This window comes from Prevotella dentasini JCM 15908, assembly GCF_000614065.1.
In the GTDB taxonomy this organism is placed as follows: Bacteria; Bacteroidota; Bacteroidia; order Bacteroidales; family Bacteroidaceae; genus Prevotella; species Prevotella dentasini.
In genome coordinates this window covers 1-23,961 of sequence record NZ_BAKG01000006.1, presented here as the reverse complement: position 1 = coordinate 23,961, position 23,961 = coordinate 1, and the positions used below count along the sequence as shown (strand labels likewise).

18 protein-coding genes, 1 tRNA gene and 1 pseudogene are annotated in these 23,961 nt (G+C 51.1%); 12 read left to right on the top strand and 8 right to left on the bottom strand.

Translation table 11 applies throughout. From position 1 onward, the window contains the following. Positions 1-17 precede the first annotated feature (17 nt). From JCM15908_RS04190 to JCM15908_RS04165, 6 genes are read left to right on the top strand one after another with little or no spacing between them, the layout of a single operon-like run. Positions 18-746 (top strand): hypothetical protein, encoded by a 729-nt coding sequence (locus JCM15908_RS04190; protein WP_025002388.1) that lies wholly within the window; start codon positions 18-20, stop codon positions 744-746. A gap of 3 nt (positions 747-749) precedes the next feature. Continuing rightward, positions 750-3,008, top strand: a complete 2,259-nt coding sequence (fimD, locus tag JCM15908_RS04185) for a fimbrial tip adhesin FimD (protein ID WP_025002387.1) — start codon at positions 750-752, stop codon at positions 3,006-3,008. Positions 3,009-3,013: 5 nt separating this feature from the next. Then, complete coding sequence (locus tag JCM15908_RS04180) at positions 3,014-3,949, top strand: hypothetical protein (protein WP_159101301.1); 936 nt, start codon at positions 3,014-3,016, stop codon at positions 3,947-3,949. A gap of 5 nt (positions 3,950-3,954) precedes the next feature. Beyond that, positions 3,955-4,479, top strand: coding sequence for a hypothetical protein (locus JCM15908_RS04175; protein WP_025002385.1), 525 nt, complete (start codon positions 3,955-3,957; stop codon positions 4,477-4,479). Positions 4,480-4,481: 2 nt separating this feature from the next. Further along, the gene (locus JCM15908_RS04170) at positions 4,482-5,438 is read left to right on the top strand and encodes a FimE-like fimbrial tip protein (RefSeq protein WP_036892745.1); all 957 of its coding nucleotides are present in this window, start codon (positions 4,482-4,484) and stop codon (positions 5,436-5,438) included. A gap of 1 nt (position 5,439) precedes the next feature. Continuing rightward, complete coding sequence (locus JCM15908_RS04165) at positions 5,440-6,372, top strand: DUF5106 domain-containing protein (RefSeq protein ID WP_025002383.1); 933 nt, start codon at positions 5,440-5,442, stop codon at positions 6,370-6,372. Between the two features lie 344 nt (positions 6,373-6,716). Here the strand turns inward: JCM15908_RS04165 and JCM15908_RS12225 are convergent. From JCM15908_RS12225 to JCM15908_RS04125, 8 genes and pseudogenes are all read right to left on the bottom strand, one after another. Further along, positions 6,717-8,263: pseudogene (locus JCM15908_RS12225) on the bottom strand (YifB family Mg chelatase-like AAA ATPase). Positions 8,264-8,270: 7 nt separating this feature from the next. Continuing rightward, complete coding sequence (locus JCM15908_RS04155) at positions 8,271-9,260, bottom strand: TlpA disulfide reductase family protein (protein ID WP_025002382.1); 990 nt, start codon at positions 9,258-9,260, stop codon at positions 8,271-8,273. Positions 9,261-9,283: 23 nt separating this feature from the next. Next, positions 9,284-9,368: transfer RNA gene (locus tag JCM15908_RS04150), tRNA-Leu, on the bottom strand. Between the two features lie 118 nt (positions 9,369-9,486). After that, positions 9,487-10,086, bottom strand: a complete 600-nt coding sequence (locus JCM15908_RS04145; RefSeq protein WP_025002381.1) for a hypothetical protein — start codon at positions 10,084-10,086, stop codon at positions 9,487-9,489. Further along, positions 10,079-10,528: an SRPBCC family protein gene (locus JCM15908_RS04140; protein WP_025002380.1), complete on the bottom strand. Its 450-nt coding sequence runs from the start codon at positions 10,526-10,528 to the stop codon at positions 10,079-10,081. Before JCM15908_RS04140 ends, JCM15908_RS04145 begins: the two co-directional genes overlap by 8 nt. A gap of 172 nt (positions 10,529-10,700) precedes the next feature. Continuing rightward, the gene (gene pyrE / locus JCM15908_RS04135) at positions 10,701-11,336 is read right to left on the bottom strand and encodes an orotate phosphoribosyltransferase (protein WP_025002379.1); all 636 of its coding nucleotides are present in this window, start codon (positions 11,334-11,336) and stop codon (positions 10,701-10,703) included. Between the two features lie 236 nt (positions 11,337-11,572). Further along, complete coding sequence (locus tag JCM15908_RS04130; protein ID WP_025002378.1) at positions 11,573-12,184, bottom strand: glutathione peroxidase; 612 nt, start codon at positions 12,182-12,184, stop codon at positions 11,573-11,575. 416 nt (positions 12,185-12,600) lie between these two features. Then, complete coding sequence (locus JCM15908_RS04125) at positions 12,601-12,804, bottom strand: hypothetical protein (protein ID WP_148295508.1); 204 nt, start codon at positions 12,802-12,804, stop codon at positions 12,601-12,603. Positions 12,805-13,526: 722 nt separating this feature from the next. Here JCM15908_RS04125 and JCM15908_RS04120 point away from each other — a divergent pair. The 6 genes from JCM15908_RS04120 to porZ all read left to right on the top strand — a co-directional run bounded on the left by JCM15908_RS04120 (position 13,527) and on the right by porZ (position 23,844). After that, positions 13,527-16,061, top strand: coding sequence for an outer membrane beta-barrel family protein (locus JCM15908_RS04120; protein WP_025002376.1), 2,535 nt, complete (start codon positions 13,527-13,529; stop codon positions 16,059-16,061). Between the two features lie 318 nt (positions 16,062-16,379). Beyond that, entirely contained in the window at positions 16,380-17,336 is a 957-nt protein-coding gene (locus tag JCM15908_RS04115; RefSeq protein WP_148295507.1) for a HipA domain-containing protein, read from the top strand. Further along, the gene (locus tag JCM15908_RS04110) at positions 17,333-17,722 is read left to right on the top strand and encodes a HipA N-terminal domain-containing protein (RefSeq protein ID WP_025002374.1); all 390 of its coding nucleotides are present in this window, start codon (positions 17,333-17,335) and stop codon (positions 17,720-17,722) included. Before JCM15908_RS04115 ends, JCM15908_RS04110 begins: the two co-directional genes overlap by 4 nt. Positions 17,723-18,120: 398 nt before the next feature. Further along, positions 18,121-21,033, top strand: coding sequence for a leucine--tRNA ligase (locus JCM15908_RS04100; protein WP_025002372.1), 2,913 nt, complete (start codon positions 18,121-18,123; stop codon positions 21,031-21,033). Between the two features lie 117 nt (positions 21,034-21,150). Next, positions 21,151-21,729, top strand: coding sequence for a non-canonical purine NTP diphosphatase (locus JCM15908_RS04095; RefSeq protein WP_025002371.1), 579 nt, complete (start codon positions 21,151-21,153; stop codon positions 21,727-21,729). Positions 21,730-21,816: 87 nt separating this feature from the next. Further along, positions 21,817-23,844, top strand: coding sequence for a type IX secretion system anionic LPS delivery protein PorZ (porZ, locus tag JCM15908_RS04090; protein WP_025002370.1), 2,028 nt, complete (start codon positions 21,817-21,819; stop codon positions 23,842-23,844). Positions 23,845-23,961: the final 117 nt, after the last annotated feature.

The following is a 23,961-nucleotide window of genomic DNA, read 5'->3' as shown; positions in this document are numbered from 1 at the left end:
AAGAAGGCGTCAACCCCGTGTTGCACAAGGCTGTCTATGTGCCCGAGCATCTTCGTGCCACCACTGCTCCCGAGACTACGCAGAGTAGCATCGAGGTTCACTACGAGAAGCACGGTATAGACCGGCAGCATACGGTGGTTATCGACCATAAGAATTTTAATCAGGGTGACGACAAGTACACGCCTGCCAACTTTGCAGACTTGAATACCAAGAGCATTGTCCGCAATACCGCCTATTCTCTCTCGGGAACGTTGATAGGATGGGTAGAGGAATCCATAACCTTTAACTGGGAAGTCCTTCCGTGGACGGTGGTAGCCTCGGAGAAGCAGTTCTCGGCCGTCATCGTGGAAGGCGAGCCTGATGAACAAGGCCAGACAGGCTTGGATATTACGGGTGAAAACGGAAACGAGCTGCTTTGGCACTCGGGTGCCGTTGATGGACTGAAAATAACGTTCAATATCAAAGGCCCTGCCGGTGGCGTATGGCGTTTCACCATTACCAACCGCAACGATTTCGAGCTTACGGGCAGAATGGTAAACACTGGAAATGCTGCCGTTACGGGTATTGCAGGCAGTGGCCCTGTAGAGCTGACCATCAAGCCGCTTAAGCCGTGGACGGGTATTATCCGTGCTACCGAGCTTTACCTGACCATCAATGGCGTGGAGGTTCAGATTGTGCCTAAGTTCAAGCAAACAGGACAAGAGCCCGGCCCAACTTACAGATATATGATTAAGCAAGTCAATTAAGTTATGAAAGTATCAAGCTATATATATGCAGCCATCGCCTCAGTGTTCTTGCTGACACTGGGTGCCTGCCGGGCGGAAGAAGATTTTCCTGCCATTGATAAGGAGGATTGCTACCAACTGCAGTTTGGCTTATCCATCCTGCCTCCCCAAACCCGTGCCCTGACAGAAGAGCCGGGTGAAGACCCGCTCAATGAGAATAAGATTTCTTCGATGGAGGCTTTCATCTATGATGATGCAGGTGTTCAGAAAGGATACTATTCTACAAAGAAGGGCGACTTGGTGTTGGATATTCCCAATCCTGCTGCTGCTAAGGGTACGGCCACTATTTATGTGCCTAAGACCGCGGGCATATCTGCTTCTTATTCCGGGCATGAGTTCCAGCTCTATGTGCTTGTCAACTATCACGGAAATGAGACTTTAGAGGGCAAGAGCCTGAACGATTTAAAGGCGGTCGTCATGACGACAGATGCTATGGTTCAGTCTACGGTGCAACCGCAGGAGGACTTCCTGATGGACGGAACCATGAAGACAGGTACGATGACTTGGGCTTCAAGCGACAATTATAACATCACCGCCAAAACCGGGGAGACGCTGAAGCTCTCGCGTGCCGCTGCAAAAATCAGAATCCGATTAGATACTGATATTGAGGTGAAAGACCGCGACAACACCTACGATGTCGTGGGCGAGCCTACCATTTCGCTGAAGAGCTATAACAACCAAACCAGCTTGTTTGCAGGGTCTCCTGCACCTTTTCCCACTCGCCTGTTCATGACCGAGGAGCAGCCGATGGTAAAGGCTATGTATGATGGCAAGGAGTTTTATGCACGCACGGTTCCTTACTATAGCTATGAGAACGACTGGAGCAGCGACGGTACTTTCCGTACCTACGCGGTCATCAAGTTGCACATCAAGAGCCAGACTGACGGTAAGGAGAGCGACACCTATTATAGTGTGCCTCTCAACTACCTTGCCGTCAAGGATCGTATGAGCGACAAGGAGATTGCCGGACTCACGAAGTTGCAGCGCAACCATCTTTACGACATTGTCTGCAGCATTAAGGAGATTGGCAGTGCCGAGCCTACCAAGCCCGTCAATATTCCCTACGGCTACATTGCCGTGGAGGACTGGAACAATCCCGATGCCATCGATGCCGCCATCACCAAGGTTCACTACCTCGTGGTAAAGGAAACCCACCCTGAGATGCTGAATGTAAACGAGCGCTATGTAGAATACATTTCCGACTTGGACATAGATGGCCAAAAAATGAATCAGAGTATTCGATATGAATATACGCAATATAATACGGATGGTACAGAAGAATTAAAGACGGGAACGAATAAGGATGGGGCTATCCATATAGAAACAGAAGAGAGGGACGGTAAGAAGTTCTTGAAGATTACAAGTCCTATCCCTGACAACTATGTGCCCCTGACTTTTAAGTTCAGAGTTACTCAGGTGCAGGATCCTGATGGCAGTACACCCCTTTACAAGGATGTGGTGGTAACGCAGTATCCGCCTATTTACGTTACTTCCAAGAAGTCAGAAGGAACTGAGATTTATTGGTATTCTGCTTTTACGTCCTATCTTGAATATGGTCCTAATGGGGCAGGCTATCAGAGCAATAGTACATTGTTTAAAGTTACAACTCTTGCGCCCCAAGCAGGGCAAATCGTGGGCGACCCCACGTTTGGTACTGATAGGACTGATAGAAGTGATGAGGCTAATAAGATTACTTCTCCTCAGTTTATCATTGCTTCCCAGTGGGGTATGAGTATACCTGTTCGCCAATATAATGGATATGGTAGTGGGTCTTGGTCTACTATTACTAATAATTTTGAAAACGTTACTGGTAAAACCGATAGATACAGGATTAGTCAATGGTCTAATCGGTCTCGTAGATATCGTGATTATAGCAGTGCCGATGAGCGGGCCTATAATTATTGGGAAGATGATTATGGAGTTTCGGTTACAGGTAAAGAGATTCAGGGTGATGACTGGGGACATCAAAATGGCACAAAGTATTGGACGCATACCTTTAAATATGAGGGCCATTGGCGTATCCCGACTTTGGCTGAATTAGCATTGATTGTAAAGATTCAAAAAGATCCAAAGAGTGCTGTCAAGAGTCTTTTGTGGGGACATCGATATTGGTCGGCACAGACAGGGATGGGGTATGATTTTGATTATGGTCGTAATTATCCTTCAAATGGAGGAGAGATGTCCATCCGTCCCGTCTTTGACACATATAACAAGAGCGAATAATGGTTATGATGAAAAGAAGTTTATACTATATAGGTATGGTGGTAAGCATGTTGCTCGTGCTTACTTCCTGTACGAGCGACATCTTTGAGTCGTTCGGTGGCGACGACGCTACCGACGGTGTGCCCGTAACGCTCTCTTTCGAGGCGGCATTTCCCGGTGGCGGCCCCATGACGAGAACGACGGCCGACATCAAGAACCTTACTTTGTTGGTTTTCAACGATAAGCACCGTTACCTCTATCGTGCCAAAGCTACCCTTCAGGAGATTGTAGATACCCCCAGTGGAATCACCTTCCTGCCGGACGGTGTTACGTTAGGCCCTGTTGAGAACAAGCTCTATAAGTTTACCGTTACCTTGATGACGAGCACCAAGCCGCGCATCATTCATTTTGTTGCCGATTACAGCAAGGATGGTAAAAGTCTGGATGAGACCTTGCCGGGCGACCACGACTTGGAAAGTTCCGACGAAGGTGAGGTGATGCCCGGCATCATCAGCACGGACACGGAGGACTATAGCTATTGGCAAACGTTCTATTTTAAGAATATCAACGAGAACAGCTTCGAGAATAAGGCTTTTAAGCTGCTGCGCGACAAGGCTAAGATTACGGTAACCAATGCGCAGAACAGCGGGTTCGAGCTGAAAGGCTACAGCCTCCACAACGCGCCCGACCGTGGTACGGTGGTTTCTTTCCAGTCGAAGACGCAGCTGACCAATGGCCCTCGCGAGTTCTATAGAGACGTGCTGTACACGTTCCCTATCGACCCCACTCTGCCTACTCTGCCATCGGACATAGTGCTGAAGAACATACGTGAAACGACGACCAACCTCAATCCTATCCCCGTCTTTGAATACAGCAACAGCCAAGCTGAAAGAACCAAGCAGCTGTCTGTCATTCTCTACGGAAAGGGTAATAATGATCCCGCTATGCCTATTACAAGTTAGACATCGTGCGTGATATTTATGCCGATGCCGAGAAGAAAAACTTTATCGGTACACAGAGGATAGACTTGATTCGCAACTATAATTACATCGTTAACATCATTTCCTCAAAGGGTAAGGGCTATCCTACCTACGACGAGGCTGTCAGGAATCCAGCCAGCAACAACCTCTTTGCCTCTGTGGAGCTTCAGGACTATGCTGACATCAGCGACGGAGAGTACACCCTCATCGTCGACAATACCAATGCCATCATGACCTTGCCGGGTAGTTTCACCTCACCCATTAAATTTTACGGTAAGGATATTGAGCCTGACCATTCGGGAACGTATGTGCGTGTTTACCTGAATCAGAAGATGTGCGACGGAGACATTACTGACGATCCTTATATAGACTATGCCAAGTACGATCAGAACACGGGTCTGCTCAGTGTGAATGTGAAGGCTATTCCTGTCAATGAGGATAAGCACTATACGTTCAATGTGGTGGCATCGCTCCTAATTCTCCAACTCATATTCAGCGTACCATCAATTTGATTTTGCGCAAGCGGTATGATTTCAACCTGAAGTTGATAGACAAAGATTTAACTTACAGGAGGCAGGGCAGCGAGGTGGATGTGCAGCTGACCATCCCCGGCACGTTGCCGTCAACGCTCTTTCCGTTCGATATTTATATTGAGGCCGACCAGTTGAGTCCGTTGGTCAACGGCACTTACAACGACCAGATGAAGGTTATCAAGATAGGCAAGCGTACCTACTATGTCTATACGGTCCGCACACCGTCTACGACCGATCAGCATATTACGCTTCACTTCCAGCGTACCCGCACCAACGGCACTTGCGACGTAACCGCCATTTCGGAGAACTTCAACAATGCCGATGCCATATTGACCAACGATAAAAGCAGCCCTACGGGCACTCGTGGCCTGCTCACCTATTCGGGTATCAGCTACACTGTGCCAAAGGTGGTGCCCAGTGAGTATCGTACGAAATTAGAAGTTTCGGGAGTCAGTGGAGTTACGGCTAAGATGGCTTCTGCTGGTTATGTGGAATTTGAAGGTTGGAACTGGAATAATGCTACAGGAAATCTTACGCTTACTGCCACTATGAAACTGGGTAATGGTACGGTTGTGGCCAAGGCGACCCATACGGTAGACGAATGGAAAAGCTTACTGGCGCAGCACAAAACGATGAACTTGCAAATCAGCGAGGTTACATTGGAGGAAAAGGCGACTTATAAAACATCCGTCGATGCTGCTGCAGAGGCTGTACCGAATGGAACTCCAATCACAGTAACGACAACCGAGTCCTCTGTCCACCCAACGGTTTCATATAATAATGGTATCTACAAGATGACGGTTACAGGACTGGAAGGTATCACACGTCCTATTTCCTTCGTTTACAAATGTACGATACTTGGCAGGAACTATGAGACGAACTCGAAGTATCTTTCCAAGATGATTGATAACCCGGTGATTAATTTTACTGCCCAGTAAGATGCTGAGCAGCGATAAAGGACTCTTGCGCGGTGTGGGCACCATTTGTGTGCTGATATTCTTCCTCTTGTCTTTTAGTGCAAGGGCACAGAAAGCCACGGCGCAAGAGTCCTTTGTCTTTTCTTTCCCCTCTATTCCCGATTCTCTTACTACGGTCGGTGGCCGTGCTGCCTATTTGGTGAGCCACTACTGGGACAGGGCTTCTTTTCCTGCCGCCTTGTCTTCAGCTGACAACGACTCCATAGAGCAGGCATGGGTGAACTACTGCGACCTCTTCGCCCTGACCGATGCTGCCGTGGTGGGGCATTCGCTGTCGGGACTGACTGCCAGTGAAGCCATTCCACCGTCGGCAGGCATCTTCCTGATGTCTTTGGCGGAGAAATACCTCTTTGATACCGGCTCCCCCTATTGCAACGATGCCGCCTATCTCGCTGCCCTGAACGCCTTTACGTCCCGGCACGATGTAGACACGTTGTATCAGTTGCGCTACGCTTCTCAGCTCCGCATGCTCTCGCATTGTCGTGTGGGAGGCACGGCAGCCGATTTCGGTTTCGTATCCGATTCGGGTGCAGCGTCTTCGCTTTATCAGCTCTCTGCCCCTCGTCTGCTGCTGTTGCTCTACGATCCCGAGTGCGACCATTGCCGGTTGGTAATGGGTTGGCTGGAGAGTAGTCCCCGTGTCGCGTCGCTCCTGTCGTCGGGCAGGCTCTTCATCCTTTCCGTGAATGTGGGTGATGTCGATTCGTCTGCCGCACGTTACGGCCACCGTCCTAACTGGACAGACACTCATGACCGTAACCACAGCATTATAGCTAATAGCCTCTACGACCTCCGCACGCAGCCTCTCTGCCTGTTGCTGGATGCCGACAAGAAGGTAATCGCCAAAATGACCTCCGTTTCCGATTTGGAGCAGCAGCTCGCATCCCTCCTGTAGGGACAGGCCCCGTGCCTGTCCGCCGTGCTTTGAATTTACATGGAATCCCCATTCACCTGTAGGGACAGGCCCCGTGCCTGTCCGCCTTTTTCTCCTGACCTCTGTGCTCTCCGTGCCTCATCTTTTTTAAGGAAAAAATGTTTTTCATTTTCCTGTCAATCTGTCAACCTTTACAACTCATTGATAACCAGTCTTCAAAATGTTAAAATCGCTGACAGGCTGACAACAATTTCATGTTATCTTCTCTTTCTCCCTTGGTTGTTATTGTTGTTTTTAATGACGTGATATAAAAAAGTTTTTCCGTGTTTATAATTTTTATGAATATCATCTGTCGCCGTCCAGCCCTATAATCCTCTCTCGGCCCAGTCGCTGCGGTCAAGATTTCGGTAGCCAATGGCTTCGGCGATGTGCTGCATCTGTACGGTGTCCGATGCTTCGAGGTCGGCAATGGTGCGCGCCACTTTCAGGATGCGGTTGTAGGCCCGGGCGGAGAGTTTCAGCCGTTCCATGGCATTGCGGAGCAAATCCATCGAGGAGGTGGACGGTTCGGCAAACTGATGAATCATCCGTTCGGACATCTGTGCGTTGCAATGTATGTGCCGGTAGTTCTTGAAGCGTTCGGTCTGAATGGTGCGCGCCTGTATGACGCGCTCGCGGATGGCAGCACTCGGCTCCCCCTGCGAGGCTTGGGATATGTCCTTGAAAGGCAGGGGGGCTATCTCGCACTGGATGTCTATGCGGTCGAGCAGCGGGCCGGAAATCTTCGAGAGGTAGCGTTGTATCTGTCCGGGCGAGCAGACGCAGTGGTGCGTCGGGTCGCCATAATAGCCACAAGGGCACGGATTCATGCTGGCAATGAACATGAAACTGCACGGGTAGGTAACGGTGTATTTGGCCCGCGATATGGTGATGTTACGGTCCTCGAGCGGCTGACGGAGCACCTCGAGGGTGTGCTTGTTGAACTCGGGCAGCTCGTCGCAGAAGAGAACTCCGTTGTGTGCCAGTGTTATCTCGCCCGGCATGGGACTGGCACCACCCCCGACGAGTGCCACTTCCGATATGGTGTGGTGCGGACTGCGGAACGGCCGCTGTGTTATCAGGCCCGCATCGCGCGGCAGCTTTCCGGCAATGGAGTGTATCTGCGTGGTCTCAAGGCTCTCGGAGAGCGACAGCGGAGGCAGGATAGACGGCAGCCGTTTTGCCATCATGCTCTTTCCGCTGCCCGGCGGCCCTATCATGATGAGGTTATGTCCTCCGGCTGCTGCCACTTCAAGGGCGCGTTTCACATTCTCCTGTCCCCTGACATCGGCAAAATCCAGCTCGAAGTCGTACTGATGTTCGTAGAACTCCTTGCGCGTATCGACGATGCAAGGTTCGAGCAGAGAGGGATTGTTGAGGAATTGAATGACTTCCAGTATGTTGTTCATCCCATAGACTTCGAGCGTATCGACCACAGCCGCCTCGTGCTCGTTCGCCTTGGGTACAATCAGACCCCTGAAGTGCTCGGCCCGAGCCTTGATGGCAATGGGCAATGCCCCTTTGACGGGCTGCAGACTGCGTCCAGACTCAGTTCGCCCACGAGCATATACTTGTCGAGATGGTCGGTCTGCATCTTCTCGTTGGCTGCAAGAATGGCAATGGCAAGCGGAAGGTCGAAGGCCGCCCCCTCTTTCCTGAGGTCGGCAGGAGCAAGATTGGCAGTAATGTCGGCAACAGGAAATCTGTAACCTGTATTGAGCAGAGCTGCCGCAATGCGGTCATGGCTTTCCTTGACAGCTGCGTCAGCAAGTCCTGTGAGATGGTACAGCACCCCGCGGGTGATGCTAACTTCCACCGTAACGGTAGTAACTTCCATTCCGTTGACAGCGGCACAATATGTTTTTACGAGCATTGGGTCATCAGTTGAAGTTGCTTAGCCGTTGCCGGAGGGTACTTTCCGTTATATTGCGTTCGGCAATCCGTCCGTTCTTTATGACGATATTATCGGGGATGGTTCTTAGTCCGAGAGTCCTGACGAGTTGGCTTTCCATCATCATTCCGTCGCAGACGTTCGGAAAGTGCACCTCATTGTTCTTCAGGGTCTGCTGTGCCTCCTTGGGACTTGCATCTGCCGAGATGCCCAACACGGTGGCATAGCCCTTTTCTACGGCCTCGCTGAGTGTCCGCTGCATATTGACGCTCTCGTAGTTCCATGTGGCCCAAAGGCTGATAATGACCGTCTTTCCCTTCAGGTCGGCTTGGGTAATGGTCTTGCCGTCGAGCGTCCGGGCAGAGAACCGGGGAAGCCTATCACCGACATTCCCACCTTTCATATTATTAAGGAGGCGTTTCAGGCGGACAAGCGCACCGTTCCTCGGCTGTTCTGCGAGCATCTTGTCTATCAGGCGCAATGCCTTCCTGTAGTCGGGAGCCTCGGTCTGGACAAAGTATTTGCTGAGCAGATAGACGCTGACGGCCGATTCGGGATGGTCTTCTATGAATTGGCCGGCATATTTCAGCTCGTCGGGAGGCGAGGCCGATGCTATCTGCCTGCGGAACTCCGTCATCAGCTCGTTGTCGTCCGTTCCCCCGACTTCCATTTCCTTCAGGTGGGAGGCGTCGGCCTTTATCTCCACCGCCTCGCCCGATTCGGCAAAGATAGGCTGGGTAGAGTAGTTGGGAAAGATAATGACGAGTGTCGCACGCTCCTTGCAGGGAATTTCGTAGGCAAACCGGCCACCCTGAATCTTGATGGTGTCCAGTCCTTCAAGTCCGCCGTCGGGACTATAGACATAAAGTTCTCCTTGGTTGATGTGCAGCAAACGTCCCTCCATCTTGAAGTGCCCACTGCGAGTACCACAAGAAACCAATAGCAGGGAGAATAAAAGTAGACTTACTATTTGCTTCATGTGTAGGTGTCTAAGAAAAAAAGTGCCGCGAGCGGGACTCGAACCCGCACAGCCATTACTGGCCAAGGATTTTAAGTCCCTCGTGTCTACCAATTCCACCATTGCGGCAAACCTGCGTGCAAAGATAAGGGTATTTCTTCGATTTGACAAAATATTTGGAAGTTTTTTGCCGTTACGGTACTTGCAGGAACCATACGGGGACATTAGCCCCATGACGCTTTGGGAATTAATATACCTGAAGGATTCCGAACGGCCCGTTTGTGGCTGCCCGGTAGCTGATGAGCTGCTTTCCCTTGTCTCCGCCGACGATGTTTCCGCCCGTGTTCATGTTGTAGCTGCGTTTGCAGTTTCGGCAGGTGGCTATGCCTGTCTGGCTGACTGACAGCTCATGGGAAAGGACGGGATACGCGTTGGGGTTGAAGCAGTTCGGGCATTGCAGGTCATAGGCATGGAAACTGACGGGACTTCCCACGTTGCCGAAGCCTATCACAAGCCCCTGATTCTGTCCTACGCGCCGATGGTTCTCCAGTCTTATATCTATGGCAGTAAACCTTTTCTCTGACGAAAGTCCCTGATTATTGTCAAAGGTATAAAAGTTCGCGCCGTTTTTATAGACAGTCCGGACGGTACAGAACACCCCGGGGGACAACTCGCTCATGGCACTTGCCAGCGTGGCATCCTGATGCGTGCCGTTGTCTATCGTAAGATTGCAATGATAGTCGCTGTAGGTGAACTCAATGTCGTTGCCGCACGACACGGCCAAGAGCACTGTTGCCAGTGCCCATGCCGCTTTTCGTGCTATAGGAAAGTTGCCCCGTTTATTCATACGGAATCATGGCCAATGCGTCGGCTATCTTCTCAATGCCCTCTTGCAGAGGCTTGGAGACCATTCCCTTGGCAAAGAAAGGAATGTCGGCATCGATGGTCAGCCTGATTTTCGACGACGTTTCGGTAACCGGCAGAATCTGAATCCAGAACTTGAACGACAGCGGCGAGTTGTCGCTCTCGAACTTTATTGTCTTCGGTTCTTCACGCCCGACAATCCGCATGGATATTTGTCCGACCGGGTCTACGCTGACCGAGAGTGAATCGTGGTCGAAAGTGAGGTTCTGTAGTTTCTCCTTTATCTTGTCTGCGTCTTCGTTTCCTGTCGTTCCTTCGGGCAGCCGGTCTTTCAGCCGCTGCACGTTGTTCAGGTCGCTCAGTGTGTTGTAGACACTTTCTTGGGTATGTGGTATCTGCTTTACGCTGCTTTCAAATTTTGTCATGCTTGGTTTCATTTATGGAATGAGAGAAGATGCAGGGCGTTGTCTTTCCGTGCCGTTGGCAGAGAGGGACAGGACAATGCTTTCGCGGTGTATATGCGGATAGTCTCCGTACACGTTACTTCCTGCCGTTTTCTTGCCCTGCTTTTGCCCTCTTGCCTTTTCTTTTCTCCGATTAGTCTTTCTTCCAGTTGGCAGGGTCTTTGCGCCATTCGTGCAGCATCGCTACCTCGTCCTGCCTGATGTAGCCCGTCTCCAGTGCTTTCTCCACCACGTGCTCATAGTCGGTGAGGGTTACGAGCTTCACCCCGGCAGCCCTGAACGCCTCTTCTGCCACAGGGAATCCGTAGGTATAAGATGCCACCATGCCCACCACCTCAAATCCGGCTTCGCGGAGGGCTGCAACGGCCTTCAGCGAAGAGCCGCCGGTAGAGATAAGGTCTTCCACTACTACCACCTTCGAGCCTTCGGGCAGTTCTCCTTCTATCTGGTTCTTCATGCCGTGGTCTTTCGGTTTCGGCCGGACATAGGCGTAGGGCATGGCCAGTTCTTCGGCAACGAGTGCGCCTTGGGCTATCGCTCCCGTTGCAACTCCGGCAACGGCAGTAGCCTCGGGGAAGTTTTCGAGAATGGCGTGGGTGAGTTCCAGCTTCACGAACGAGCGGACGTCGTGAAACGAGAGGGTCTTGCGGTTGTCGCAATAGAACGGTGATTTCCATCCGCTTGCCCATGTAAATGGGTCGTTGGGTTGCAGTTTGATGGCCTTGATGCCCAGCAGCTTGCCTGCAAAGGCTTTTTTCAGATTTTCCATTATTATTTATTCTGTAGTTTTTCGTACTTTGTCCGCCTGTCCGGCATTGGTTGCTTCTCATCTGCAAACTTACAAAAAAACTGCCAATATAGCCATTGTCGGACAGGAAAATATACCGATGATGCTTGTTATTGAATCTTCTTCCCGGTTTGGTCAAAGCCGGTGCGGATGTTCGCAACGGCTGTTCTGAGCCGCTCCTGACCTTTCTCCGTAGCGTGGGAAAGTCTCACGGGAGATTACATCTTGAGCAGTGCGCGCACCCCGGCCTCTACGTCCTTCATGTCGGCAGTAGGCTCAAACCGGTCTACTACATGCCCCTCGCGGTCTACGAGGAACTTGGTGAAGTTCCATTTGATGCCCGGATCCTTGTCGTAGTTGGGGTTATCCTCTCGGAATTTCTCATCGAGATACTTGCCGATGGGGGTGTTCGTGTCGAATCCCTTGAATCCCTGCTGTGCCTTGAGGTAGGTGTAGAGGGGCGATTCCGACTTTCCGTTGACGTCTATCTTGGCAAATTGCGGGAACGTGGTGCCGTAATTGCCAGTGCAGAACGAGTGAATCTCGCGGAAAGACCCCGGTGCCTGCTCCCCGAACTGGTTGCACGGAAAGTCGAGCACGACAAGTCCCTGTGCCTTGTAGGTCTCGTAGAGTTTCTGAAGCTCCTCGTACTGGGGAGTGAAACCGCACTTGGTGGCCGTATTGACTATCAGCAGCACCTTGCCCTTGTAGTCTTTCAGTTTGACGGTCTTTTCGTTTCCGTCTTTTACGCTGAACTTATACACGTTTTTCTGTGCCAGTGCCGGAAAGGCAAGCAGGACACAGAGGAGGGATAATAAAATCTTCTTCATATTTTCATTTCATGTTTTATGGGCGGCAAATCGGCTTTCGCCACCTGTTGATGAGTCTATGGCTGCAAAGTTACGTAAAAATGTCGGGAGCAGAAGATACAAACCGCGGAATAATCTGCATAATATGCTGAATTGGGAAGAAAAATAGAATCAGCTTTACCCCGCAGCCTTTCGTACTGCTGATTTTATAGTAGGGAAACCTGTAGGCGGCTTCCGCATGGGGCAGGTGGGCTGAAACCGTCTGACCACACAGGCAGGACTGCTTCCCCGCTGCCCTGAAAGGCATATACACACAAATGAGCCAGAATCGCGATGCCGACTATTCACATAGCCATACATAACGTTTTCTGGCTCGTACCTACCTTCTAAATTATCAACAGTATGAAACTTTTATATTATTGAGAAATCATATCGGGTTATAGCAATCGTACCGTGCTGTCGGTCATGCCGACGAGGCGGATGCGTTGGGCAGCCCCCAAGAGGAACACAGCTTCCTTTTGCGTACAATGATAAACGCGCTTAAGCTCTTTGAGGAAATCAGACCGGGACATCTCATCACCGTCATGGCCGTTGAAAATACTGACGATGTTCTTTTCCAAATCCTCCTTATTATAGTCCATCGTGTGTTTATGGAAGAACTTGAAAAGTACAACAGCAATCACAGCTGCCAGTATTATGAGAATAATAAATGTCCTTTGTTCCATAATATTCCTTGGTTTGGGGTATCATTCGTTCGCAAATATAATACAAAATAATCTTATCTGCAACTTTTTAGCTATATTTTTGTATCAAAGAAGTAGTTTTTTAATATTTTAAGCGGATAATCATAACTATTTCGTCTTTTATACCTGAATATCGTGCATTGCTCAAGTGGGGTGGCAAGTGTCGTGAAGTGCCATCTCCAATTCGGACAGACACGCGGTCTGTCCCTACATTTCCGCTTGCCCCAAACAGGGGATTCGCACCTGCAATCTGTCCTTTCTGCATCTTCTATCTGCATTACAGGCGAATCGCAATCAGCCCGTAGGGACAGGCCCCGTGCCTGTCCGCCATACTCGTATCGGACAGACACGCGGTCTGTCCCTACATTTTTGCTGCGTGCGATACCAACGTGCCTGTACGCTGCTGTTGGCTTGTCTGTCTGTCGCACGCAGAGCCACGGAGCCTCCGTCTTATCTTCACGCGACGAAAAGAGACGAAAAAGAACGCAAAAAAATCCATAAAAATTTGCGGGAGAGTTTATTTATACATACTTTTGCAGCGTACCATATAGATAGTACACCCACGATGAGGCAGAAGACGCCCCCACCCGGACAGGAATATCAAATAAACAGAAGAAGATATGACACTTACCAGACATTTGATGATAGCTGTATGGCTGCTGCTCTCGGCAACTTTCGCAAAGGCACAGACTACGACTATCACTGGCGAACTGAAAGACTCGCTGACCCGCGAGAGCGAACCCTACGCTACCGTGAGGGTCTATAAAAGCCGTGGAAAGAATGACAAGCCGCTTGCCATGTCGGTTACGGACGTCGACGGAAAGTTCGAGCAGAAGGTAACCGGTCAGGGGCGATACTACATAGTTTTCTCGTCGATGGGCCGCAAGGAGATTGTCCGCCGCGTAGAGTTGGGAAATGCTCCCACGCTCAACCTCGGCACACTGCTCGTGCAGGACGACGCCAAGGCACTGGAAGGCGTGGAAGTGGTGGCGCAGAAGCCGCTTGTGAAAATGGAGACCGACAAGATGTCCTACGACGTACAGAACGATGTCGATGCGAACACGAACACCGTGCTCGACATGCTCCGCAAGGTGCCGATGGTAACGGTGGACGGTCAGGACAACATCACGGTCAACGGACAAAACTCCTTCAAGGTCTACGTCGACGGTAAGCCCAACGTCATGTTTTCGGCAAGTCCGTCGCAGATATTCAAATCGATGCCTGCATCGGCAGTGAAGTCGATAGAAGTCATTACCAACCCCGGTGCGAAGTACGATGCCGAGGGTACCGGTGGTGTGCTCAACATCGTTATGAACCGCGCGAGCGGCCAGCAGAAGAAGATGAACGGCTATAACGGAAACATCAGCGTAACCGGCTCCAACAACGGATGGCGCGGAGGAGCATTTCTGAGCGGACAGCAGGGCAAGCTGACCTATAGTGCCAACGTCATGTATAACAACGGACGGAACAACGGCACCGAGACCTCCATAATGCGTACCGGCACCGACGGGTCGGTGATGGACTATTATCAGAAGGGCAATACACGCATGCACTTCACGATGGCCAACCTCTCTCTCGCCTACGAACTGGACTCGATGAGCAATGTCAGTGCGTCGCTGGGACTGACGGACTTCAACATGAAGAACGACGGACACCCCACCACATCCTTCTCCGGCGGCATCTACGGGCAGGGATTCTCCTACGGCAACGCGATGACGATGGAAAACGCGCACAGCTCTTTCAACGGGAGCATTGACTACCAGCGCTTTCTCAACAGGGAACGCACGAGCAGCATCACCCTCAGCTATCTCTTCACCGCCTCACCGCAGCACGACCGCAACCGCCGCACCTACGACCCTCTCCCCCCGGAAGTAACGATTCCGCTCACCGACCTCTATTCGGATGCCAGCGGACGCGGTACGGAACACACCGTACAGGCCGACTACACCACACCGCTCTCGAAGAGCCAGACCTTCAATGCAGGCGCGAAATTCATCGCACGGCGCAATTCGTCGGACTCGAAGTTCTACAACGTCGTCAGCGGAGAGGAACTATATAATGCCGGCAACAGCGTTGACTACAAGAACAGCCAGAGTATTCTCGCCGCCTACTCGGAATATAGTGCCACCCTCGGCAAGCTGGGGGCGAAGGCAGGACTGCGCTACGAGCACACGTGGGAGAACGTAGAGTTCGTGCTCGGAGCCGGAGAGAACTTCAAGAAACACTACGGAACGCTTGTCCCCTCGGCATCCTTTACCTATAATATTGCTGCCGCCACCAACTTGGGCATCAACTACAACATGCGCATCTCGCGTCCGGGCATCGGCTATCTGAACCCCTATATAGACCGTTCCAACCCTACCGCCCTCTCGTATGGAAATCCCGACCTTGCCGTAGAGAAGAGCCACAACGTCAGTCTGGTATTCAACACCTTCACACCGAAGTTCATGATGAACCTGACCTTGGGCGAAAACTTCGCCAACAACCAGATAGAGCAGTACTCCTTCCTCAAGGACGGTACGCTGAACACAACCTACGGCAACATCGTGCGCAGCCGCTGGACCAACTTCAACACCTTCATGAACTACGCGCTGACCGCGAAGACGCGCCTGATGATGAACGCCAGCTTCGACTACGGCGACATCCGGTCCGACCGTCTGGGCGAGCGCAACCACGGATGGCAGGCAAATGTCTTCTTCGGATGGCAGCAGACGCTGCCGTGGGACTTGAAGTGGAGCTGCTTCATGGGCGGAATGACGAAGCGGTACAACTTGCAGGGACATACGGGAGGATTCAATTTCTTCACCACCACCCTTGCCAAGAGCTTCTTCAACGACAGGCTCGACATCAGCCTTCAGTTCATGTCGCCGTTCACGGGCAAGATGGAAATGAAGCAATACAGCCGTGGTGCTGACTTCACGCAGGCTACCAAGACGACGATACGGCTGCACAACATCGGTCTGACCGTCAAGTGGAGCTTTGGAAACACCAAGAAGCAGTTCCAGACACACGAGAGCAAAATCTCCAACGACTTTCAGGAAAAGAAGAGCGGAAGCCAGCAGATGAACGGAATGGGCGTAGGCGGAACCAGTATAGGAATGTACCGGAAACCGGCAGAAAGGCATCCGCACAACGAAAGTGCCGTTTTCGTCTGACGAAAACGGCACTTTCGCATGGTGAAACGGGCTTGTCCGCATTGTGAAAGCGGCACTTTCGCAATGCAGTTGATTAAAGGCAATGAAGAAATGGCGAAATCTTGGGAAAATGACAGGCACAGATAAAAAAGACTGAAAGGCAGGCTCATTATAATCAAGCATATTAAGACTAATAATATATAAAAGGTAAAGAGAAAGTTGTTTTCTTCAAATAATTTGCATTATATTTGCAACGAAGAGAATCAAGGCAGTAAAATGGTATCGGGTAATTTTCCTTTCCATAAGATAGAAAATTTTTCGAGTGCATATTGTTATGATGTGCCAAGGGTTTCTGTCGTAAAGCATAAGGACTACTTTATTGACGACTCTATTACCATTGATGGTGATGCGCCGAAGAAGTTCATCGGGATTTATGATTATCGGCTGCTTGGCTCCAAGCACAAAGCTAACCGCAAGAACTGGATTCGCTATATTGCAAAGACCGGGCACAAGTGGTATCCGGTAGAATCCATAACCGAACTCTTGCTGAACCGGCTTGGTACAATCTTTGGACTGCGGATGGCAGATTCCCAAATAGCCATGATTGGCGGACAATTGCGTTTTCTTAGTCGCTATTTTCTCAATCCGTCGAAAGAAGAGCTTGTCCATGGAGCTGATATTTTAGCAGGTTTTCTGAACGAGGACTCTCCTCTGTTCGTAGAGGAAGTAGACAGGCAGAAACTGACGAGGGAATGGTTCACGCTTCAGTTAGTGGAAAATGCCATTTCCAGCATGTTTCTGTACCAGAAAGAGGAAATCATGCGGGAGTTGACCAAACTCATCATTTTCGATGCGTTGGTTGGCAATAATGACCGTCATTTCTTCAATTGGGGCGTCATTCGCTCCATTGACGGAAGTTTTCAACCCTATTTCTCACCGGTCTACGATACGGCAAGGGGATTGTTTTGGAATTATTCGGAGGCCAAACTGACAGACATTGTGGAGGTAAACAAAACAGTTGACAGTCATATACGAAGATATTGCAAAAGCTCACGTCCGAAGATAGGTTGGGAAAACGAGAAAAATCTGAATCATTTCAGTTTGTTTGAGAAAATCTATACAAATGAGTATTATATCTCGAAGGCAGAAATCAGAGCTTTGCTTGCACCGCTTGTTTTGGAGAAAATGCTTGCAGAAATCAGGCAAAATTTCCACTCTCTTATGTCCGTGAATAGAATCGCGATGATATGTAAATGTTTGGAACACCGTCTTAATGAACTGAAGAAAGTATTATGATAAAGTTGAAGAAAGAACTTAAACGTCTGTTCTGGTCGGAAAGCCATAATAATATGGTTGTGGCTGCCGATGATGATGCTACTTTTAATGTTAATTTAGGTAAGTTGCTCGTAGGTACACTGGTCTATGCGGACGGGATGTGGCATTTCAGTTATAGCAATGAGTTTAAGTCCCAGAGCCGCATTTTGCCGCTGACAAATTTTCCATCAAAGGAAAAGGAGTATTCTACCCGGCATCTTTGGCCTTTTTTTGCTTCGCGCATACCGAGCAATGCCCAATTGCAAATCGGCAAGGACAATCAGAAAGAAGACATTGTAACCCTGCTCCGCCGGTTTGGGCACCGCACAATATCCAATCCTTACGAGCTGCTCCCTGTCCGTGATTGAAAGTAAGATATATCTTTTTATGTAATAGCCTCGTCTCGTCAATTCAGAGATGGGGCTGTTGTGTTTTATCTCTGCTGTATATATTGATGGTATTCGGCAGCGGCAACTACTTTTCCCACCTTATTGGTCGGGTTTACGGAAAGTTTTCGTAATTTTGCAAGTCGGTAATTATCTACTGACGATAAGTGCTTTCCAAAGAAAAAGCAGAAGGGAAAGGGCGGCCGGCGTACCGCAGGACGGAACGGGGAATGGTGTCAGCTTCGTTGCTGTCGCCTCACGGTTCCGGCTATCATGGAGGGCGGTGTCTCCCCGTGGATTCCTTGGATTTCTGAAAGGCAAGGAGCAATAACGCCCTGTCCTTTACTTTATCTCTCAAAAACAAATAAATCATATATAGAATGGAATACAACTTCGGAGAAATCGAGAAGAAATGGCAACGGAAGTGGGTCGAGCAGAATACCTACAAGGTTGTGGAGGACGCAGACAAAAAGAAGTTCTACGTGCTCAATATGTTCCCCTATCCGTCGGGAGCAGGGCTGCACGTCGGCCATCCGCTGGGCTATATCGCCAGCGACATCTATGCCCGTTACAAGCGGCTGAAAGGCTTTAACGTGCTCAACCCGATGGGCTACGACGCCTACGGACTCCCTGCCGAGCAGTATGCCATCCAGACCGGCCAGCACCCGGCGGTAACGACGGAGAGGAATATCGCCCGTTACCGCGAGCAGTTGGACAAGATAGGCTTCTCGTTCGACTGGAACCGCGAGGTGCGCACGTGCGACCCGAAGTATTACCACTGGACGCAGTGGGCGTTTGAGAAGATGTTCAACTCCTACTACGACAAGCGTTTGCAGAAGGCCATGCCCATAGCCGATCTCGTGCGCCATTTTGAAGACGAGGGCACATTGGAACTCGATGCAGCCCAAGGCGAGGAGAAGATGTTCTCGGCACGCGACTGGAAGAGCATGGACGAGCGCGAGCAGCAGGAGATACTGATGAATTACCGCATTGCATACCTCGGTGAGACGATGGTCAACTGGTGTCCCGGACTGGGAACGGTGCTGGCGAACGACGAGGTGGTAGACGGTGTCAGCGAGCGTGGCGGCTATCCGGTGGTTCAGAAAAAGATGAAGCAGTGGTGTCTCCGCGTGTCGGCATACGCACAGCGGCTGCTCGACGGACTGGAGACCGTAGACTGGTCGGACTCCATCAAGGAAACGCAGAAAAACTGGGTGGGGCGTTCGGAAGGCACAGAGGTAGAGTTCAAGTGCCTCACCCCGGTTTCCTCTCCCAATGGTGGGGGGGAAGAGATGCGCGAAGGACATTTCACGATATTTACCACAAGGGCCGATACGATGTTCGGAGTTACGTTTATGGTATTGGCACCAGAGTCGGAACTCGTTGCCGGACTGACCTCCGAGGCACAGAAGGCCGAGGTAGAGGAATATCTGGCATACGTGAAGAAGCGCACCGAACTGGAACGCATGTCCGACCGCAAGGTAACGGGTGTATTCTCGGGTTCGTATGGCGTTAATCCGTTTACGGGCGAACGGATTCCTATATGGATTTCAGAATATGTGCTGTCCGGCTACGGTACGGGAGCCATCATGGCGGTTCCGGCCCACGACAGCCGCGACTACGCCTTTGCAAAGCATTTCGGCCTGCCGATTGTTCCGCTCATTGAGGGGGCGGATGTCAGCGAAGAGAGCTTCGACGCCAAGGAAGGCATTGTAATCAACAGCCCACGGCAGCCGCAGGAGGGCGGTTTCTCGCTCAACGGACTGACCGTCAAGGAGGCCATCGCCGCGACGAAGAAATATGTTACCGAGAAAGGTATCGGGCGCGTGAAGGTGAACTACCGTCTGCGCGACGCCATCTTCTCGCGTCAGCGTTATTGGGGCGAGCCGTTCCCGGTCTATTATAAGGACGGCATGCCCTACATGGTGCCGGAGGAGTGTCTGCCCTTGGAGCTGCCCGAGATAGACAAGTATGAGCCGACCGAGTCGGGCGAACCGCCACTGGGACGTGCCAAGGTATGGGCATGGAATGAGGCGGAGAAGAAGATAGTAGACAAAAGTCTGGTAGACCATCAGACCGTCTTCCCACTCGAATTGAACACGATGCCGGGCTTCGCAGGAAGTTCCGCGTATTATCTCCGCTATATGGATCCGCACAACGACGACGCTCTCGTTGGCCGGGAAGCCGACAGCTACTGGCAGAATGTAGACCTCTACGTCGGCGGAACCGAGCATGCTACGGGACACCTGATTTACAGCCGGTTCTGGAACAAGTTCCTCCACGACTACGGCTACAGCTGTCAGGAAGAACCGTATCAGAAGCTCGTCAATCAGGGAATGATACAGGGGCGGTCCAACTTTGTCTACCGCATTAACTCCGACGACCATTCCAAGGCCCCTGTCTTCGTCAGTCTGGGGCAGAAAGCCCAGTACGAGACGACGCCTATCCATGTGGATGTGAACATCGTCCATGCCGACGTGCTCGATGTTGAGGCTTTCAAGGCGTGGCGGCCGGAGTACAGCGATGCCGAGTTCATCTTCGAGGATGGCAGCCGCTCTTCGGATTCCGGCAGCACTCAAAGTCCGACAGCCAGCATCTACAAGTGCGGATGGGCGGTCGAGAAGATGTCGAAGTCGATGTTCAATGTGGTCAATCCCGATGTCATCGTAGAGCAATACGGTGCCGATACGCTCCGTCTCTACGAAATGTTCCTCGGCCCCGTCGAGGCGAGCAAGCCGTGGGACACGAACGGCATAGACGGTTGTTTCCGCTTCCTGAAGAAGTTCTGGAAGCTCTACCAACAGGAACTGAACGACGACGAACCGACGAAGGAGTCGCTGAAGAGCGTCCACAAGCTCATCAAGAAAGTAACGGGCGACATTGAGCAATTCTCCTACAACACGGCAATCTCCGCCTTTATGATTTGCGTCAACGAACTCGGACAGCAGAAATGCACCAACCGCGCACTGCTGAAAGACATGATCGTGCTGATAGCTCCGTTTGCTCCGCATATTGCCGAGGAGCTGTGGGAGCAGCTGGGCGGTACATCAACCGTCTGCGATGCCCGTTGGCCGGAATGGAACGAGGAGTATCTCGTTGAGAACGAGATACAGCTGACTGTCAGCTTCAACGGCAAGGCACGTTTTCAAATGACTTTCCCTGCCGATGCAGGCAAGGACGATGTGGAGAAAGCTGCTCTGACAGACGAGCGCAGCCGGCATTACATTGACGGAAAGACCATTGTCAAGGTCATCGTCGTGCCGAAGAAGATTGTCAACATCGTTTGCAAGTAGACTTTTCCATCCTGTCTCAGACCTCCCGGGAAAGGGAGGTCTGAGTTTACCGGGGTGTCCGGGACACGGGCATATCCCTGTCCCTCACGGGTCATCAATCCCTATAAAACAACCAATATGAAAATAGTATTTGCTACAAACAATGCCCACAAGCTCGCTGAAATAAACGATATTCTCGGCGACGGCTTCGAGATAGTGTCGCTGAACGACATCGGCTGCCACGAGGATATTCCCGAAACGGGAGCTACCTTGGAGGAAAACGCCCGTCAGAAAACCGCCTTCGTGGCAGGGAAGTACCATCACGACTGCTTCGCCGACGACACGGGACTGGAAGTGGAGGCCCTGAACGGAGAGCCGGGTGTGCACTCTGCCCGATATGCCGAGGGGACAGACCACGACAGCGAGGCCAATATGGAGAAGCTGCTCCGCAAATTAGGAAACAATAACAACCGAAAGGCAAGATTCCGTACCGTAATCTCGTTAATACTAAATGGTGAGGAACACCAGTTTGAAGGCCGTGTCGACGGCACGATAGCCTTTGAAAGACAGGGCAGCGAGGGCTTCGGCTACGACCCAGTCTTCGTTCCCGACGGCTATGACAAGAGCTTTGCGGAACTGGGCGAAGAGATGAAGAACAGGATTTCGCACCGTGCCCGTGCCGTGGCAAAGCTGGCGGAGTTTCTGAAAAGCCGTTAGCCTACCGGGACGACAGGGCGTATTGACATCAGCAGCCCGAGCAGTCCGACGGCCTCCACCAAGTGTTATATCCCCCTAAAATATGTGATGACAATGAAGAAGAAAATCATATCTCTCCTCCTCTTGGCAACTCTTTCCGTAGCGGAAGCCGCTGCGCAGGGAGTCGGTACGTGGAAAGCCTATATGGCTTACAGCGACATAGAATGGATAGAACGGGGCGGCAGCATGCTCTATGTGCTTGCCTCGGATAATCTCTATACCTACAACGAGAAGGACAAGAGCCTGCAAACCTACGACAAGGTAACGGGGCTGAACGACTGCGACATTGACTATATAGGGTGGAACGCTGCGGCCCGAAGACTTGTCGTAGTGTATGCGGACTACAATATCGACCTGCTCGACGAGAAAGGCAACGTCGCGAGTCTGCCCGACTATTATCATAAGTCGATAACGGCAGACAAGCGCATCAACGACCTCGCGATGTCGGGCAGCTACTGCTATGTCTCTACGGGCTTCGGGGTGATGAAGATAAACGTGGCGCAGGGCTATATCAGCGATACTTATAACCTCGGCTTCAATGTCGACTATACCTACACGGAGGGCAGCTATGTCTTTGCTGCCAGCAAGGAGAGGGGGCTCTACCGCGGACTGACCACTGACAATCTCCTCGACAAGAAGAACTGGGAAAGGATAGGGGACTATACCGCGCGTACAAAAAAGATGGATGAAGAACTCGTCGCTTTGGCAAAGACGCTCAGTCCGGGTGGTCCGAGGTATAATAACTTTGCCTTTATGCGGTTCAGCAACAATCGCTTGTATACCGTTGGAGGACTTTTCAAATCGGGAAGCGTATCGATGAATAATCCGGGAATGGTACAGGTGTTGCAGGATGGCGAATGGACTATCTATCAAGACAATCTTTCCACCATTACCGGCTATTCCTATACGGATAACAACTGTCTTGCGGTTGACCCGGGAAATCCTGACCATCTGTTTGTCGGAGGAAAGACGGGGTTGTACGAGTTTCTGAAGGGGCAACTGAAAAACTATTATAATAAGGATAACAGTCTGCTTCACGGAGCTATGGACAGGGGACAGGAACTGGGCAATAGTTACGTTCTCATAAACGGACTGACTTACGACAGCAATGGCAGCCTGTGGATTCTGAACAGCCAGAGTAACGCGGAGACAATCTTGGAGCTGTCTCCCGACGGCAAGATGACCTCTCACCACAAGTCGGCCATGCTGACCGGTGGCGTCGGGCCGAGCGTATTGAGTAATGCGATGTTCGACAGCCGCGGCCTGATGTGGTTTGTCAATGACAACTGGGAGCCTGCCGCCCTCTACTGCTATCAGCCTTCGACGGACGGACTGAACATTTTCAATCGGTTTGTCAATCAGGACGGCACCACCGTGGCGGCTACGCGTGTGCATTGTGTGGCGGAAGATGCCAGTCAGAATATCTGGGTGGGTACGGATGTCGGCCCAATCGTTCTCGAGCCGTCGCAATTGGACAATGCGGAAGAGACGGTTTTCACTCAGGTTAAAGTTCCGCGCAACGATGGGACTAACCTTGCCGACTATCTGCTGTCGGGAGTCGACATCACGTGCATGGCGATTGATGGTGGCGGAAGAAAGTGGTTCGGCACCAGTTCCAGCGGTGTCTACCTCATAAGTGCCGACAACATGACACAGGTACAGCATTTCCAGACTTCGAATAGTAAACTTTTGTCTGACAATGTGATGTCAATTGCCATTGACGATGCCTCGGGTGAAGTCTTTTTCGGTACAGATAAGGGATTGTGCTCGTATGTCAGCGATGCTACGAAGCCTATTGAGAAGATGGACAAGGACGTTACATACGCCTATCCCAACCCAGTGAAGCCCGGATATACGGGACCTATCACGATAGTAGGTCTTACGCTCAATGCCAGTGTGAAGATTTTGACCACCAATGGCATCCTCGTTGCTGAAGGAACAAGCAACGGTGGCAGCTTTGTGTGGGATGGCAATGACCGGAACGGGAAGCGTGTGGCGTCTGGGGTCTATATGGTGGCAACGGCAGACGAGAATGGCGATAATGGCACGGTATGTAAAATAGCCGTCATCAACTGATAATGCTGATGTGGTAGTTCAACAAAAAAGGGATAGGTACAAAGACTTATCCCTTTTCTTTATTCGGGATGATGCGTCCTTTGGCTCATGGCAATGTGGCTATAGTCCAATAAAAAA